The 14,826-nt window shown below is 44.0% G+C and carries 11 protein-coding genes and 7 tRNA genes; 4 read left to right on the top strand and 14 right to left on the bottom strand.

From position 1 onward, the window contains the following. Positions 1–30 precede the first annotated feature (30 nt). The 3 genes from betA to GTW09_RS02905 all read right to left on the bottom strand — a co-directional run bounded on the left by betA (position 31) and on the right by GTW09_RS02905 (position 4,391). Positions 31–1,683 carry a choline dehydrogenase gene (gene betA / locus GTW09_RS02915; protein WP_163109879.1) on the bottom strand — a complete coding sequence of 551 codons (1,653 nt, stop codon included), beginning with the start codon at positions 1,681–1,683 and terminating at the stop codon, positions 31–33. Positions 1,684–1,719: 36 nt separating this feature from the next. Further along, a complete protein-coding gene (betB, locus tag GTW09_RS02910; protein ID WP_163109877.1) occupies positions 1,720–3,186 on the bottom strand; it encodes a betaine-aldehyde dehydrogenase in 1,467 nt (488 codons plus the stop codon). 620 nt (positions 3,187–3,806) lie between these two features. After that, positions 3,807–4,391, bottom strand: a complete 585-nt coding sequence (locus GTW09_RS02905; protein ID WP_163109875.1) for a TetR/AcrR family transcriptional regulator — start codon at positions 4,389–4,391, stop codon at positions 3,807–3,809. Positions 4,392–4,727: 336 nt separating this feature from the next. On the opposite strand from GTW09_RS02905, the gene GTW09_RS02900 reads away from it, so the two are divergent. Continuing rightward, positions 4,728–5,279, top strand: a complete 552-nt coding sequence (locus GTW09_RS02900) for a carboxymuconolactone decarboxylase family protein (protein ID WP_163109873.1) — start codon at positions 4,728–4,730, stop codon at positions 5,277–5,279. 146 nt (positions 5,280–5,425) lie between these two features. Here the strand turns inward: GTW09_RS02900 and GTW09_RS02895 are convergent, their stop codons facing one another. Beyond that, entirely contained in the window at positions 5,426–5,608 is a 183-nt protein-coding gene (locus GTW09_RS02895; RefSeq protein WP_163109871.1) for a hypothetical protein, read from the bottom strand. 488 nt (positions 5,609–6,096) lie between these two features. Between GTW09_RS02895 and GTW09_RS02890 the strand changes: the two genes are divergently transcribed. Continuing rightward, entirely contained in the window at positions 6,097–8,667 is a 2,571-nt protein-coding gene (locus GTW09_RS02890) for a TonB-dependent receptor plug domain-containing protein (RefSeq protein WP_163109868.1), read from the top strand. Between the two features lie 229 nt (positions 8,668–8,896). Here GTW09_RS02890 and GTW09_RS02885 read toward each other — a convergent pair whose 3' ends face one another. After that, positions 8,897–9,454, bottom strand: coding sequence for an acyl-CoA thioesterase (locus GTW09_RS02885; RefSeq protein ID WP_163109866.1), 558 nt, complete (start codon positions 9,452–9,454; stop codon positions 8,897–8,899). 179 nt (positions 9,455–9,633) lie between these two features. Here GTW09_RS02885 and GTW09_RS02880 point away from each other — a divergent pair, with 179 nt between their 5' ends. Next, on the top strand, positions 9,634–10,257 hold the full coding sequence (locus GTW09_RS02880; RefSeq protein ID WP_163109864.1) for a flavin reductase family protein: 624 nt from the start codon (positions 9,634–9,636) through the stop codon (positions 10,255–10,257). Positions 10,258–10,358: 101 nt separating this feature from the next. Then, positions 10,359–11,015, top strand: a complete 657-nt coding sequence (locus GTW09_RS02875; protein ID WP_163109862.1) for a cupin domain-containing protein — start codon at positions 10,359–10,361, stop codon at positions 11,013–11,015. A gap of 116 nt (positions 11,016–11,131) precedes the next feature. Here the strand turns inward: GTW09_RS02875 and GTW09_RS02870 are convergent, their stop codons facing one another. From GTW09_RS02870 to GTW09_RS02830, 9 genes are all read right to left on the bottom strand, one after another. Next, entirely contained in the window at positions 11,132–12,538 is a 1,407-nt protein-coding gene (locus tag GTW09_RS02870; protein WP_163109860.1) for an amino acid carrier protein, read from the bottom strand. A 305-nt stretch (positions 12,539–12,843) separates the two neighbouring features. Beyond that, a tRNA-Gln gene (locus GTW09_RS02865) sits at positions 12,844–12,919 on the bottom strand. A 16-nt stretch (positions 12,920–12,935) separates the two neighbouring features. Next, a tRNA-Met gene (locus GTW09_RS02860) sits at positions 12,936–13,012 on the bottom strand. A gap of 52 nt (positions 13,013–13,064) precedes the next feature. Beyond that, positions 13,065–13,140 (bottom strand) — tRNA-Gln (locus GTW09_RS02855). A gap of 2 nt (positions 13,141–13,142) precedes the next feature. Beyond that, positions 13,143–13,227: transfer RNA gene (locus tag GTW09_RS02850), tRNA-Leu, on the bottom strand. Positions 13,228–13,250: 23 nt separating this feature from the next. Further along, positions 13,251–13,326: transfer RNA gene (locus GTW09_RS02845), tRNA-Gln, on the bottom strand. A 4-nt stretch (positions 13,327–13,330) separates the two neighbouring features. Beyond that, positions 13,331–13,415 (bottom strand) — tRNA-Leu (locus tag GTW09_RS02840). 34 nt (positions 13,416–13,449) lie between these two features. After that, positions 13,450–13,526: transfer RNA gene (locus GTW09_RS02835), tRNA-Met, on the bottom strand. 188 nt (positions 13,527–13,714) lie between these two features. Further along, the gene (locus tag GTW09_RS02830) at positions 13,715–14,758 is read right to left on the bottom strand and encodes a peptidylprolyl isomerase (protein ID WP_163109858.1); all 1,044 of its coding nucleotides are present in this window, start codon (positions 14,756–14,758) and stop codon (positions 13,715–13,717) included. Positions 14,759–14,826: the final 68 nt, after the last annotated feature.

Below are 14,826 nucleotides of genomic sequence, written 5' to 3'. Positions count from 1 at the left end.
GCGCATTGGTGCTCAAATGAGTTAACAAACTTAACGCTGTTGGCGTTGCCAATTTTCGTTAATTGCAACGGGCACATTCTGTGGAGGTAGCGCTGGCTTACCTAAAATGATATCTGCTGCTTTTTCTGCCACCATAATGGTTGGCGCATTTAAGTTGCCGTTAGGAATGGTCGGGAATATTGACGAGTCGACCACGCGCAGGCCCTCTATTCCGTGTACCTTGGTTTGAGAGTCAACAACAGCCATCTCATCTTCGCCCATTTTGCATGAGCACGATGGATGATAGGCGCTTTCTACTGCGTCTCGAACGAATGCGTCAATTTGTTCATCTGTTTGAATATGCTCGCCAGGCTGAATTTCGCCGTCCCTAAAGTCGTCGAACGCGGGTTGCGCGATAATTTCTCGTGTCAGTCTTACACATGCTCTGAACCCTTCAATATCATCTTGGTGTTGCAGATAGTTGAATAAGATTTTCGGTGGAACCGTGGGATCTGAAGACTGTATGGTTACACTGCCTCGGCTTTTTGGCTTATTGTGGCCTACGTGTACCTGAAATCCATCACCATCAAACGCAGACTTACCGTCGTAACGAATGGCTGCAGGTAAAAAGTGATATTGAATATCAGGCCATTCCACGTCGGCCTTCGAGCGTATAAACGCGCACGATTCGAAATGGTTAGTGGCACCTAAACCAGAGCGATTAAACAACCAGCGCGCACCAATTAGCCCTTTCGAGATAAGATCTAGCTTGCGGTTGAGCGTTATGGGCTGCTTGCACTTATATTGAAAATAAAATTCAAGGTGGTCTTGTAAGTTTTGACCCACGCCCGGCAAGTGATGTTTAACCTCAATACCGGCACTCTTAAGCACGTTGCTATCGCCAATTCCTGACAATTGAAGAATATGTGGAGAGCCTATTGAACCCGCACTTAAAATTACTTCATTATTAGTGACGGCAGTATTGGTTTTACCATTCACCACATACTCGACACCTTTTGCCACCTTATTATCAAGCACTACCTTAGTTACAAGGGCACCAGTGACAATGGTCAAATTTTTACGAGATTTTACCGGGTCTAAATATTCTCGGCTGGTAGAGCTGCGAACGCCGCCTTTAACGGTCATGTGCATAGGCCCAAAGCCTTCCTGCTGCGCACCGTTGTAATCGCTAGTAATGTCGTAGCCCGCTTGTTCACCAGCTTTGGTGAAAGCTGTGTACAACGGGTTCTTCATTTCATTACCGTTGTTCACGCCAATTTCGCCACTATCACCACGATAGGCGTCGTTACCCTTGTACCAGGTTTCGGCTTTTTGGAAATAGGGTAAACAGGCTTGGTAATTCCAGCCTTCTGCACCATGGGCTTCCCACTCGTCGAAGTCTTTTGCATGACCGCGAACGTACACCATGCCGTTTATTGACGAAGAGCCACCTAGCACTTTGCCTCTGGGGCAGTGCATTTCACGGTTATTTAAATAGGGTTCTTTTTCAGTATTAAACTGCCAGGCATATTTGTTGGTATTCATGGGAATAGACAACGCCGTAGGCATTTTGATGAAAATACTTTTATCTGAGCCACCGGTTTCAAGCAGGAGTACTTTGTGTTCAGGGTTTTCTGACAGGCGGTTTGCCAGCACACAGCCCGCAGAGCCTGCACCTACAATAATGTAATCAAATGTCTGCATAATGAATCCTCAAAGGTTTGCGTTTAAACGTGTGTCTTAAAACGGGCTCTCGATGTTGCTCATACCCACATAAATCGATTTTGTTTGGGTATAGCTATTGAGAGATTCGACGCCGTTTTCACGCCCTATGCCAGACTGTTTGTAACCACCTACAGGCATTTCAGCAGGAGAGTTACCGTATGAATTAATCCAGCAGATACCTGCCTGAATTTGATGTATAACGCGGTGAGCACGTTGAATATCTTTACTGAACACACCTGCAGCTAAACCGAGTTCGGTGTTATTAGCGCGAGCGATAACTTCGTCTTCGTCATCGAAAACTAGCACGCTCATCACAGGGCCAAAGATTTCCTCTTTTACTATAGTCATATCATCGGTGCAGTCGGTGAATATAGTAGGCTCTACAAAGTAGCCATTAGGAGCAGACTGTGGCGATGCCGCCTTACCACCGGTGATTAATGTAGCGCCTTCTTCTTTGCCTTTGGCTATGTAGTTAAGCACCAGCTCTTGATGCTTTTTAGAGATAAGTGCACCTAAATTCACATTAGGATCGAGTGGGTCACCCATAACAATATTGGTTTCAGTTCGGGTTTTCAGCTCGTCAATAAATGCTTGGTATACCGAGCGCTGAACAAAAACGCGAGTACAGTTAGTGCAAACTTCGCCTTGAGTGTAGAAGTTACCCAACATGGCGGCACTTACTGCCTGGCTAATATCGGCATCATCAAATACAAGTAGTGGAGATTTTCCACCCAGTTCCATTGTGACGTCTTTAAGGTTAGACGCTGCGGCACTTTGCATTACTTTTTTGCCTGTGCCTACTTCGCCAGTAAACGATACTTTTTCAATATCAGGGCAAGACGTAAGCCATTGACCAACTTCCGCGGCACCTTGAACAACGTTAAAGACGCCAGCCGGCACGCCTGCTTCAATAAATATCTCTGCAAGTTTGAGTGCGCCCATAGGCGTTTCTTCAGAGGGTTTAAAAATAAAGGCATTTCCAGCAGCAAGGGCAGGGCCCGACTTCCAGCACGCTATTTGTAGGGGGTAGTTCCAGGCGCCAATGCCGGCACAAATACCTAAGGCTTCTTTACGTGTGTAGAAAAAGTCTTCACCAACGGGTTGTTGAGTGCCTAATTGAGTAGGAGCAAGCCCAGCATAATATTCAATAACGTCAGCGCCTGTTTCCACATCAACACAATCGGCTTCTTGAATTGGCTTACCGGTGTCGAGCACTTCAACTTTTGCCAGTTCATCATTACGCTCTCGAAGCAGTGCAACCGCCTTATTCAGAATTCGCGTTCTTTCAATTGGCATCATTGATGACCATAACGCGAAGCCTTCTTTTGCACTTTTAATTGCTTCTTGTTGGATAAACTCATCAGCAACTTCGACGTGATAAATCACTTCATCGGTAGCGGGGTTCGTAACGGCAAAGGTTTCTTTGCTTTTGTTTGCCAACGGCTTGCCATGAATGAAATTCTGATAAGTTGGTAATGACATGCATAAACTCCTACTTTTAAAACGGGCTAAATAACGAGCCAACTAAATTATGGGTATGTGGTTCAAAACCTATGAGTAAAACCATTAGTGTTAAACACATTGCCCCTTCAAAAAATATTCACATATTGCCGCTCTATTGCTGGGTGCTCGTGGCTACGAACCCCATATTTAGTGCTTTCAATACTGTGTTATTTATTTTAATTGGCCGTTCAATAAAAATAAATTGTATAGTGTTCTAACTATTGTTTCAACTTGAAGATAGGTGATTACTGGTTTTAAGGCCCCATCTCGATGGATTTGGTGGTGCTAACCTAATGTTTTGTTTATATAAACCCAGAAATATTAAAAAGTGCTCTAATGGTTTAGAAAGTGTTTAATTGAAGTGATTCATTGAGAGGCTTTAATTAAGACGACTAACGAGGACTGCAAATTAAGGCGACTAATGAGAGCGACTAATGAGGACGGGCACTGAGAGCGAACACTGACAGTGTTATAGGGAGAAAGAGTGCAGATTATTTGTACGGTAACGCGTTTGCCGACCAAATTATTTAACCCAGTGTGAAGCACTGTATTTGCACACCTGCGCGAGACGTTGCAGGGGGAAACGGGGAGGGCAGGTGTTAATTTTCAGGCCATTGTGTTGTTAAATCATAAAGTACCTTATCTATCATACGTTCGATAGCGTCGTTATCAGACTGTATAACTGCAAAAGCTCTTAAACCTACAAATTGGTTTTGTAGCCAGTTCGCTGCCATATCAACAGGAGTAGTATTTGACAACTCTTCCAATAATATCGCTTTTTCTACAACCAATGCGAAGCAATCATTGAGAGACACCATGCCGTCTAACACGGCTTTTTGTCCTACTTCTCCGATGAGGTCTAATTCAGCAATAGATTTAACCAAAAGGCACTGGCGCATATACCGCATTTCATCTGGGTTTATTAATGCGCTTTTAAAAAAATCACCCAGCGATTGGAGAGGAGTATTACTATTCGCAACGCATTGTAATTGTGCTTTGCTATTTTCAACATACTTCTCGACTACTAACTTAAACAAACCTTCCTTACTTTGAAATCGAGCATAAATACTACCAGGGCGCATATCTAATGCCTGCTGAATGTCTCGCATTCCCGCTCCTTGAAAACCTCGTTTCCAAAATAATACTGTGGCTTTCTCGATGGCTTCTTGGTGAGTCTGTTTCATAGCTTGGTGTTGAAGATTTGTAGTTTGAACATGTGTTCAATTATCCATAAATAGGCCTTGAGGTAAAGTCTAATTGCCTATGTTGCTGCAATCTACCTTTTAACCTTACTGCCATGGAAGCAAAGCGCTAGCAGGGTATTTTTAAACTAAGGGCCTCCAACTACAAAGCTTTTTGAACGATCGTTCAGATAATGCTTGAACAGTCGTTCATTTGTGATATTGTCAGTCCATCGCTAGCAAAACAGTCTGCTCAAAAAAATTTTAAAGAGCTCTAGCGTTAGAACGACACTTGAAAAGCCGCGCTATTGCATCGGCTTCTAGTAACAGGAGAAAGATATGAAAGAATTTACTCTACATACAAAAGAATCTGCGCCAGAAGCATCTAAATCTCTTTTGGATAATTCAGAAAAAGCATTTGGTATGGTGCCAAATTTACACGCAGTTATGGCCGAGGCACCTACGTTACTTGAAGGCTATCAAGTACTACACAAGTTAGCACAAGACACTTCGTTTAATGCGGAAGAACTTACTGTTGTATGGCAAACAGTGAATGTTGAACACGCTTGTCATTATTGTGTTCCTGCGCATACGGGTATCGCGAAAAGTATGCAAGTGAGCGATGAACTGATTGAGGAGTTACGCAATGACGAAACTCTATCTGATAACAAGCTAAATACACTGAAAGAAACTGTGCTTGCACTAACTCGAGGCAGAGGCAATGCAGATAAGTCGCAGCTCGATGCATTCTATAAAGCGGGCTACGAGCATAAACAACTGCTAGAAATTGTGCTGATTTTAGCGCAGAAGGTGATGAGCAATTACACGAACCACCTTGCGGATACACCAGTTGATGAACCATTCAAAAAATTTGAGTGGTCACCTAAGTAGTTGCCTGAGTTAGTACACTTGAGCACTAAGCTCTATTCGGGTAATAAAGTCTTGCAAAACGGAAGCATCGCTTCCGTTTTTGTGAAGGCTTTAGTGAAGAGCTCTGGGTCACTTAAAAAGTTTTAAAGCAGATTTGGGGTTAAAAACTAGGAAGCTGCCAGATATTGCGGAGAAATTTCCTTTACTGCATGCGAAGCAACTGTATCTTTATATCCTTTTTGCTCCAGCAGTGCCTTTAGCTCATCGCGGGTTTCGCATTGTTCGTGTTTCGCCAGAGCGATAGCTTCAATGAAGCATGAAAGGTGAACTGAAGATTGTGTTTCCATCATAATAACTACTCTTGTCTGTTTTTGTTTTTTTCACTTTGTATTCGCTTCGCTACAAAGGAGTGACAGTTATGTGACTTTTGTATGACTAATAAAGGCATGTGGTTCACAAATGATATGTGAATAGAATAAGTTTAGATAAACGCCATCTATTATTTTCAGAATAAGGTATTACTACTTTAGTATTGTTTTACGTCTATATTTTGTGATTTACTTCGCCCGAAAGTTCAAAGCAACAGAATTAAAAAATAAGAAAGAATGACATGAGTGAGTGGGCAGCAGAACGCGTTATAACTATTTGCTGACGCGTGCACTCAATTAATCACCTAAAAATAATAACTTTTCTCAGGCAGTTTTTGTCTCTGTGCCTTCAGGCTTGCGCGTACTTTGTATGAGTTTTTATGACTGATTTTTTACAGGCCATCATAAACAAACTACACAAACGTATTACGCAAACACATTACACATATTCATACTCAGGAATTATCACTATGCAACAAGCAAAACATGGCGTCATGGCTTTTAAGCTTTCAATAATTGCAAGTGCAGTGGCAGGAGCTGCCTTTTCTTCATCATTACTTGCTCAGCAGCAGTCTCCAGAGCAGGCTGCCCTTGAAACAGACATTGAACAAATTCAAATTGTGGGTTCTCGCAGAGTAGGACGCACCATTAATGATTCACCAGTGCCTATCGACATTATTGATGCATCTTCTATAGAAGCAACGGGTCTTACTGAAACCAATATGATCCTTAATCAGTTGCTGCCGAGTTTTAACTTTCCACAGCCGTCTATTACCGATGGTACCGACCACGTGCGTCCGGCGCAGCTTCGCGGCCTTGCACCCGATCATACATTGGTACTGGTAAACGGAAAGCGTCGCCACACCTCTGCGCTGTTAAACTTAAACGGCTCGGTAGGTCGCGGCTCATCGGCCGTTGATTTAAACGCGATTCCAGCAAACGCTATTAAACGTATTGAAGTATTGCGTGACGGAGCAGCTGCGCAATATGGTTCAGATGCTATTGCAGGTGTTATCAATATTGTATTGAAAGATGCCAGTGAAGGCGGCAACATTTCAGCAACTTACGGTGCAAACGTCACTACAATGGACGGTGTACCTAACCTAGAAAGTGTTTCTACCAATGAGCAAGGTGACCTGGCATTTAACACAGGTTCAGATAGAGAACTCACCGACGGTCAAACCTTTACCTTGCGCGGCAATGTTGGCTTTGAATGGGGCGACGACGGTTTTGTTAATGTGTCTGCAGAGTACCGCGACAGAGGTCAAGCAAATAGGGCAGACTTCGACCCTAGAGAAAATTATTCTCGTGATGCGAACGGAAACATCGATGAGAGAGAATTAACGGTTAATCGTTACAATCACGTGTACGGTAATGGTGAAGTTGAAGACTATGCGCTATTTGTTAATGCGGGTAGAGCTATTACCGATGACATTGAATTTTATGCTACAGCTGGGCTAAGTAGCCGTGATTCATTGGGTGGTGGTTTTTACCGTCGCGCACAAGATAGCCGAAACGTTTTAGATATTTATCCCAACGGCTTTCTTCCATCTATTCAAACAGATATCTCAGATATGTCGCTTATCACAGGCATAAAGGGATACGGTGAAGTCTGGAATTATGATTTGTCACTTACTCACGGTGGGAATGAACTTGAATACAGCGTTGTGAATAGCTTAAACACTTCACTAGGCCCATCAAGTCAGACAGATTTTAATGCCGGCACACTTGAATACAACACCACAATATTCAACGCCGATGCTTCTCGCTTAGTAGATACGGGTGTTTTTTATAGCGAAATGAACTTTGCTATGGGCGCCGAGTATCGCTACGAGAGTTACGACATTACGGCGGGCGAAGAGAACTCGTACATACAAGGCACGTTTGGGCCAGGCGGTGTAGTGACTGACCCAGTTGACGGACCTTTTGGTGCTGCGGGCTCTCAGGTATTCCCTGGTTTCACCCCTGCTTCAGCGGGAGACAACAGCCGAAACAACTACAGTATTTATGTGGATTTAGAAGCTGACGTAACTGAGAATTGGAATGTTGCGGTTGCCGGTCGTTTTGAAGATTATTCTGATTTTGGTAGTACATTTAATTGGAAGGTAACTCAAAGATATACCCTAAGTGATGCATTTGCTCTTCGCGCGTCGGTATCAACTGGTTTTCGCGCGCCTTCGCTACAGCAGCAGTATTTTACCTCGGTGGCTACCACGTTTGTTGACGGTGAGCCGACGGAAACAGGTACATTTGCGCCTTCTAGTGATGTGGCACAAGCCCTTGGTAGCCCGGGTCTCGACGCAGAAGAGTCGAATAACTACAGTGCCGGTTTTACCTATTCACCCACTGCAGACTTCAACTTAACGGTAGATTTCTATCGCATTGATATTGATGATCGCATTGTGTTGTCGAACAACCTGTCAGGCCAAGCTATCGAAAGCCTGCTTGAAGGTACCGGTGCTACCCGCGCAAGGTTCTTCTTAAACGCGATTAATTCCAGAACCGAAGGGGTAGACATTGTTTCCACCTACACGCTGAATACCTCAGATTTTGGTGCATTTAATTTTAATGCAGGGGTTAACTTTAACGACAATGAAGTTACTGATATTTTGGATGCACCAGCAGTGCTTCAGGGGGCAGGCTTTGATCAAGGCAATTTATTCTCAGATGTAGAGTTACGCCGATTTGAGACAAGCGCTCCAGATAGCAAAGTTAACCTAGGCGTTACCTGGTCTTACGATATCTATTCAACCACGCTGCGAACAACTCGCTACGGCGAGGTTGAAGACCCGTCATCGGTTGAAGCACGAAACGAGATAATACCGTCTGAGTGGATTACCGACCTTGATGTACGCGTTGCTATTACCGACCAACTCGCTGTGTCGGTGGGCGCGAACAACATTTTTGATGTTTATCCAGAAGCAACACGAGACCTTGTAGACGAAGTTACAACGTTCTCGAATATATTCCCGTATTCAAGCTTTTCGCCATACGGTTTCACCGGGCGCTATGTTTACGGTAAGGTATCTTATAGCTTCTAATAATGGGTTAACACCGCCTGATACTTTGCCTTAAAAAAGCCTCGCTGCGCTCTAATGTGCAGCGAGGTTTCTTTATATTCTTGTTTGTTAACGCTATACGTTTAACGCTCACTAATGCTCTACATTAGCCACATTCTTATGACACGTTTTTAAAGGTTAGCTCTCTTGAAACCAACTCCCTTAAGCCAGCTCCTTTAAGCCAGCTCTTTTAAGAACACCTCTTTTAACATCAACTGTTCTTGTCAAACGTGATGTTGCCTCGGTGCTTGTCTACTAACGCAAAATCTTCTTCTGGGATAAACGTGTCGTAATCGCGCTGAAGTTTTATCTGTGCCTCTTTACGAATTTTGCTTCGTCTTATTGCAGTCACAAAATGACGCATTTCTTGGTGCGTGGTTAACTCTAACTCAGGTACCTGCACCGGCTTTCCATCATCGTCTTTTGCCACCATGGTGAAAAAGCTATTGTTTGTGTGTTTCACATCGTTAGATTTAATATTTTCAGTGGTTACTTTTATGCCTACCACAAGCGACGTGTTACCTACAAAATGCACAGTGGCATCTAAATGCAATAAATCACCTACTTCAACAGGCTGTAAGAATTCTACCCCATCAACGGTTACGGTAACGCAGTAAGCGCCAGCGTGCTTACTGGCACATGCATAGGCTACTTTGTCCATCAACGATAAAATAACCCCTCCGTGTACCTTGCCGCCGAAGTTGGCGTAAGACGGCACCATGAGTTCGGTTAAACGAGTTCGAGAAAATGCAACATTGCGAATAGCCATTTACCACCTTATTGTGAGTAATTTAAAGGGTCGATATAAACGATCGAGAATGAAAAATACGCGTATTATCACTGATAGAACATATTTAATGTGAATAGCGATGCAGTCACGATTATTTGTGAAGGATAAATCTCTATAGCTACAATAAATAAACTAACAATATTTGTGAAGGAACGGTTTTGTCTTCAATACATTTTTATCAACCGAAAGACGGACATGGCTTAGCCCACGATCCGTTTAATGCCATTATTGCTCCTCGTCCTATTGGTTGGATTTCCACACAATCTACTCAAGGCGTTCTTAATCTGGCGCCCTACAGCTTTTTCAATGCACTAAATTACACGCCACCCATTATCGGCTTTTCAAGTGTGGGCGATAAAGACTCGCTAAATAATGCTCGCGAAACCGGTGAGTTTTGCTGGAACCTTGTCTCTAAGCATCTTGTAGATGCCATGAACGAAACCAGCAGGCCACTCTCTCCTGAGGAAAGCGAGTTTTCAGCATCAGGTTTAAGTACCGCTAGTAGTCAGGTTGTTGCGGTTCCAAGAGTGAAAGAAAGCTTAGTGTCGATGGAGTGCAAAGTAACCGATATCACTCAGTTAAAGTCGGCAAAAGGCGAGCTGGTAAACAGCTGGTTTATTATGGGAGAAGTCGTAGGTGTGCATATCGACACATCGCTCATTGAAGATGGTGTTTACAAAACGCTGAAAGGTGAGCCCGTAATGCGCGGCGGCGGAGCGGGTGACTACTTTTCTATTAGTGAAAGTAACTATTTTGAATTGCGTCGACCAGACGCAAAGTAAATTCTTGATGTAACGGCGCTAACTAAAAGTGCTAAATATAAGCGTCAACTATAAGCGCCAACGATTAGCGAAAAATTTAAACGTTAGCCAGGATAAGCAGCATGTTAAATATGAATTTTGATGAGCGGATGGTGATTGATACACAGCCAATGCCGTGGCAAGCGTCGCCATCGAGTACGGTGTGGCGTAAACCGCTAGAACGAGAAGCAAAAGAGTCGGGGCACACTACCAGTGTGGTCAAATATGAAGCTGGCGCGAGTTTTAGTGAACACGGCCACCCCTATGGCGAGGAGATTTTCGTTCTAGAGGGTGTGTTCTCCGATGAGCACGGCGATTATCCTGCGGGTACCTATTTACGTAATCCACCTGGCAGTAAGCATAGCCCGTTTAGTAAAGAAGGATGTGTGATACTGGTAAAATTAAACCAGTTCGACCAACGTGATGTTCAAGAAGTTAGGGTTGATACAAATTATACGCCATGGCTACAGGGGCAGGGCGGATTGCAGGTTATGCCTCTGCATAACTTTGAACACGAGCACGTTGCACTGGTTAAATGGCCTGCGGGAGAGGTGTTTAAGCCTCATCGTCATTTTGGCGGTGAAGAGATATTTGTTTTATCTGGTACATTTAAAGACGAAGCTGGGGAATACCCAACAGGGACCTGGATGCGAAACCCGCATATGAGTCAGCATCATCCGTTTGTTGATGAAGAAACTGTTATTTGGGTGAAGACTGGGCATTTGCCAGTCGCGTTATAGCGGCCTAATACTGCTAATGCGGGTTAAACAAAATAAAAAGGCCCTATGTTGATACAACATAGGGCCTTTTTGTCTTTATAACAAAGTGCTTTGTATTAATGCAATGCCATAACAGCCTATTTCCAAATGCCGTCTTCAGACTTACCTTGAATTTCACAGTCACCGGCTTTGTATTCCACCGTCTCTCCGCTGTCTTTCTTTTTAAAGTAATCTTTGCTGATAGATACAATGGTCGGGGTCATCCAAACGATCGCGACAATATTAATAACGGTCATAAGCCCTAACGCCATATCGGCCATGGCCCAAACCTGAGGAAGCGCCGCTTGTGCACCCCAGTAAATCATGCCTAAATAGCCAATTGTGTAAGCAGCTCTTCCTGCGCGGTTATCAAGCTTAAACATGTGAAGGTTACTCTCACCGTAGGCATAGTTAGCTACTACCGAGGTAAAAGCAAACAAGCTTATTGCTGCAGCAACAAAGTCGGTTCCACCTTCGCCCAAATGGCTGCTCATTGCATCTTGGGTAAGTCGTATGCCTTCCATTTGTTCTGAGCTAGACCCACCGGCAAGCAGAATAATAAATGCTGTTGAGGTGCATAAGATCATGGTGTCTAAAAACACGCCCAGCATCTGAATGTAGCCTTGGGATACTGGGTGGTTAGGGTTTGGCGCCGCACTTGCCGCAGCGTGCGGCACCGAGCCGCTGCCCGCTTCGTTTGAATACAGCCCACGCTGAATACCGTTTTTAATGGCTGCGCCTAAAGCACCGGCACCAGCCTCTTGCAGGCCAAATGCAGACTTAATAATATCTAGCAGTAAAGCCGGTAATTCAGAGATATTGATAAACGTAATGGCAAGGGCCACTAACACATAACCTATACCCATAAACGGCACCACAAATTCGGCAAACCTTGCAATACCGCGTAAACCGCCCACCACAATCAATGCGGCAAGTAAGATAATGGCAATACCCACATATTCACTTGGAAACGAATAAGCATTGTTAAGCGCATCGGTTATTGTGTTGGCTTGAACTGCACTGAATACAAAACCATAACCAAAAAATAAGCACAGAGAAAAAGCAACAGCGAGCCAAGTTTTGTTCAAGCCTTGTTTAATATAGTAAGCTGGGCCGCCGCGAAATTCGCCGTTTTCGTCTCGCACTTTGTAAAGCTGGCCTAGCACACTTTCAGCAAAGCCGGTGGCCATACCTAGCAAAGCTATCATCCACATCCAAAATATGGCACCTGAGCCACCTAGCGAGATTGCTACCGCAACGCCGGCTAGGTTACCGGTTCCCACACGGGCTGATAAACTTGTACACAGTGCTTGAAACGAACTAATGCCTTCTTTACTCGAGGTTTTACTATTTCGCAGTAATGAGAACATGTGGCCAAAGTGACGTAACTGCACGCCGCCTAGTTTCACGGTGAACCAAACACCACACACCAGCAGCATAACGATGAGAACTTGGCCATCGCCCCACAAAATATTATTCACAAATGAAACGAATTCGTTTATCACGCACTTTCCTTCGTTATTATTTTTAAAAACTATTAACTATGGCAACAGACACCACGCTTACAGATAGGGATGTATTTTGCGTTGCCCCGTTGAACAAGCCCTGCTGATAGAGGATGAGCGTGCTTGCATGTACGGTGTGTTATTTAAAGAAGTCGGTAATACTAGCATGACACAAACACAAATGAAGCCATAAAAGTATGAGTTAGCATGAAGAATTATGCATAAGTTAAGAAAAATTATGCAGATTTAAGCAACAGTTTATTTAGGGCAATAAAAAACCGCTCAATGAGCGGTTTCTCGAAATATGGCTGGGATAGCAGGACTCGAACCTACGAATGGCGGGATCAAAACCCGCTGCCTTACCAACTTGGCTATATCCCAATAGGTAGGTAAAAGATGGTGGCTACGGCGAGATTCGAACTTGCGACCCCATCATTATGAGTGATGTGCTCTAACCAACTGAGCTACGTAGCCTTTCTTTTGCAAATCATTAAAAAGCCGCTCGTGTGAGCGGCTTTTCAGAATTTGGCTGGGGTAGCAGGACTCGAACCTACGAATGACGGGATCAAAACCCGTTGCCTTACCAACTTGGCTATACCCCAAATGGTGCGGAAGGAGAGACTTGAACTCTCACGCCGTGAAGCACTGGAACCTAAATCCAGCGTGTCTACCAATTCCACCACTCCCGCATAGACACTAGCTGTTACAAAGTTGGCTGGGGTAGCAGGACTCGAACCTACGAATGACGGGATCAAAACCCGTTGCCTTACCAACTTGGCTATACCCCAACTTTGGTGCGGAAGGAGAGACTTGAACTCTCACGCCGTGAAGCACTGGAACCTAAATCCAGCGTGTCTACCAATTCCACCACTCCCGCGCAGCTAGACATTCCTAAAAGAGATAGTGAGAAGTGGTGGCTACGGCGAGATTCGAACTTGCGACCCCATCATTATGAGTGATGTGCTCTAACCAACTGAGCTACGTAGCCTTTCATACTTCTCTTCCCTCTCAGGAAGTGGCGCGTATTATGCGTATATGACTCGCACCCGTCAACCCCTTTTTTGCTAACTTTTTTTAAATGGTTAATATGTGCGCGAAGGCGTTCGAATAACATTCAAAAAGCACTGAATTTATACAATCTCTCTACGAAAATGTACAAACATCTGCAAATTCTAACTAGGGCGTAAGTGTAGTTTTGGTTTGGTAATAACAAACATCTACAGGCCTGGGGGTGTATTTTTTATCATGGAAAAACGGATTGTTTAAGGTTTTTCCAGTTTCTATACGCGATGCATATTCTTCATGTTCTGGCAGTTGGATAAAATAACTGGGGTACTGATCATTGTGAACAATTGAGCGTCTTATTTCGCTGTTTTTAGTAACTTGTTGAATTACCCCACCGTACTTGCTGTCGCCACGAGGCAGCTTTTGCAGTACATCCATTCCTTGTACTACACGACCTATCACCGACATGTTCCTATCGAGATGACGAGGTGCTTGGCCTATAACGATATAAAACTCTGTGGCGGCGGTATCTTTTTCACTATTTCTGGCAAATGCAACAGTGCCAGGGCAGTGAAGCCCCCACATCTCGTTACTTTTCCTATCCATGCCAACGGCAAAACCGTCTAAAAAACCTGTTTCTGGTGCGAACATGTCGCGGCTTTCAACCACGGTAGCGTGTTTTGATATTGGTTGGGTAAACTCAGCGGTTAGCTCACTTAATAGCGCTTGTGAAAAGGCGTCTTTGTCGTGCGTGTCGTTGCTGCCTCCTTGCGCAACAAAGCCGTCAACCACTCGATAAAAGTGCTGCTGGTTATAAAAGCCAGCTTTTACCAGTGCTTGAAAACGCTCAACGTGATTAGGTGCAAGGGCAGGGCTAAGCGCAATAACGACTTCACCGTATTCAGTCACAAAGGTAACAGTATTTTCATGAGGCACCTTGTACCAATGTGGGTGACTATCATTTAACAACGTGGCATTTAATAACGTAGCATTTAACATCGTGGTTTTTAGTGAAGTTGGAGCATTGTCGGTAACCGCATTATTAGAAACGGGGCTATTACTTTGAATATCAGTTTTATACTCATTGGCTGTTGCATAAGCGCTAAAGGTAAACAGGCAAGTTGCATAGGCGAGTAAGGCCCAAATAGACCAAGAGCTTTGTTTTACGTCAATAGTGCGGTTAAGAAGGTGTCGTAGGGCGCCAATGAATTGCATGGTTTTACCTTTTATTTTTATAGTCTTTAGTATGTTCTTTATCGCTTTTCTTTTTATATCAGCAGTAG

The sequence above is a fragment of the Alteromonas hispanica genome, from assembly GCF_010500915.1.
Lineage (GTDB): Bacteria > Pseudomonadota > Gammaproteobacteria > Enterobacterales > Alteromonadaceae > Alteromonas > Alteromonas hispanica.
This window is presented reverse-complemented; position numbering and strand designations above follow the sequence as displayed.

Coding starts and splice junctions, on each gene's coding strand:
- betA (WP_163109879.1), bottom strand. CDS start 1,683: ATGCAGACATTTGATTACATTATTGTAGGTGCAGGCTCTGCGGGCTGT.
- betB (WP_163109877.1), bottom strand. CDS start 3,186: ATGTCATTACCAACTTATCAGAATTTCATTCATGGCAAGCCGTTGGCA.
- GTW09_RS02905 (WP_163109875.1), bottom strand. CDS start 4,391: ATGAAACAGACTCACCAAGAAGCCATCGAGAAAGCCACAGTATTATTT.
- GTW09_RS02900 (WP_163109873.1), top strand. CDS start 4,728: ATGAAAGAATTTACTCTACATACAAAAGAATCTGCGCCAGAAGCATCT.
- GTW09_RS02895 (WP_163109871.1), bottom strand. CDS start 5,608: ATGATGGAAACACAATCTTCAGTTCACCTTTCATGCTTCATTGAAGCT.
- GTW09_RS02890 (WP_163109868.1), top strand. CDS start 6,097: ATGCAACAAGCAAAACATGGCGTCATGGCTTTTAAGCTTTCAATAATT.
- GTW09_RS02885 (WP_163109866.1), bottom strand. CDS start 9,454: ATGGCTATTCGCAATGTTGCATTTTCTCGAACTCGTTTAACCGAACTC.
- GTW09_RS02875 (WP_163109862.1), top strand. CDS start 10,359: ATGTTAAATATGAATTTTGATGAGCGGATGGTGATTGATACACAGCCA.
- GTW09_RS02830 (WP_163109858.1), bottom strand. CDS start 14,758: ATGCAATTCATTGGCGCCCTACGACACCTTCTTAACCGCACTATTGAC.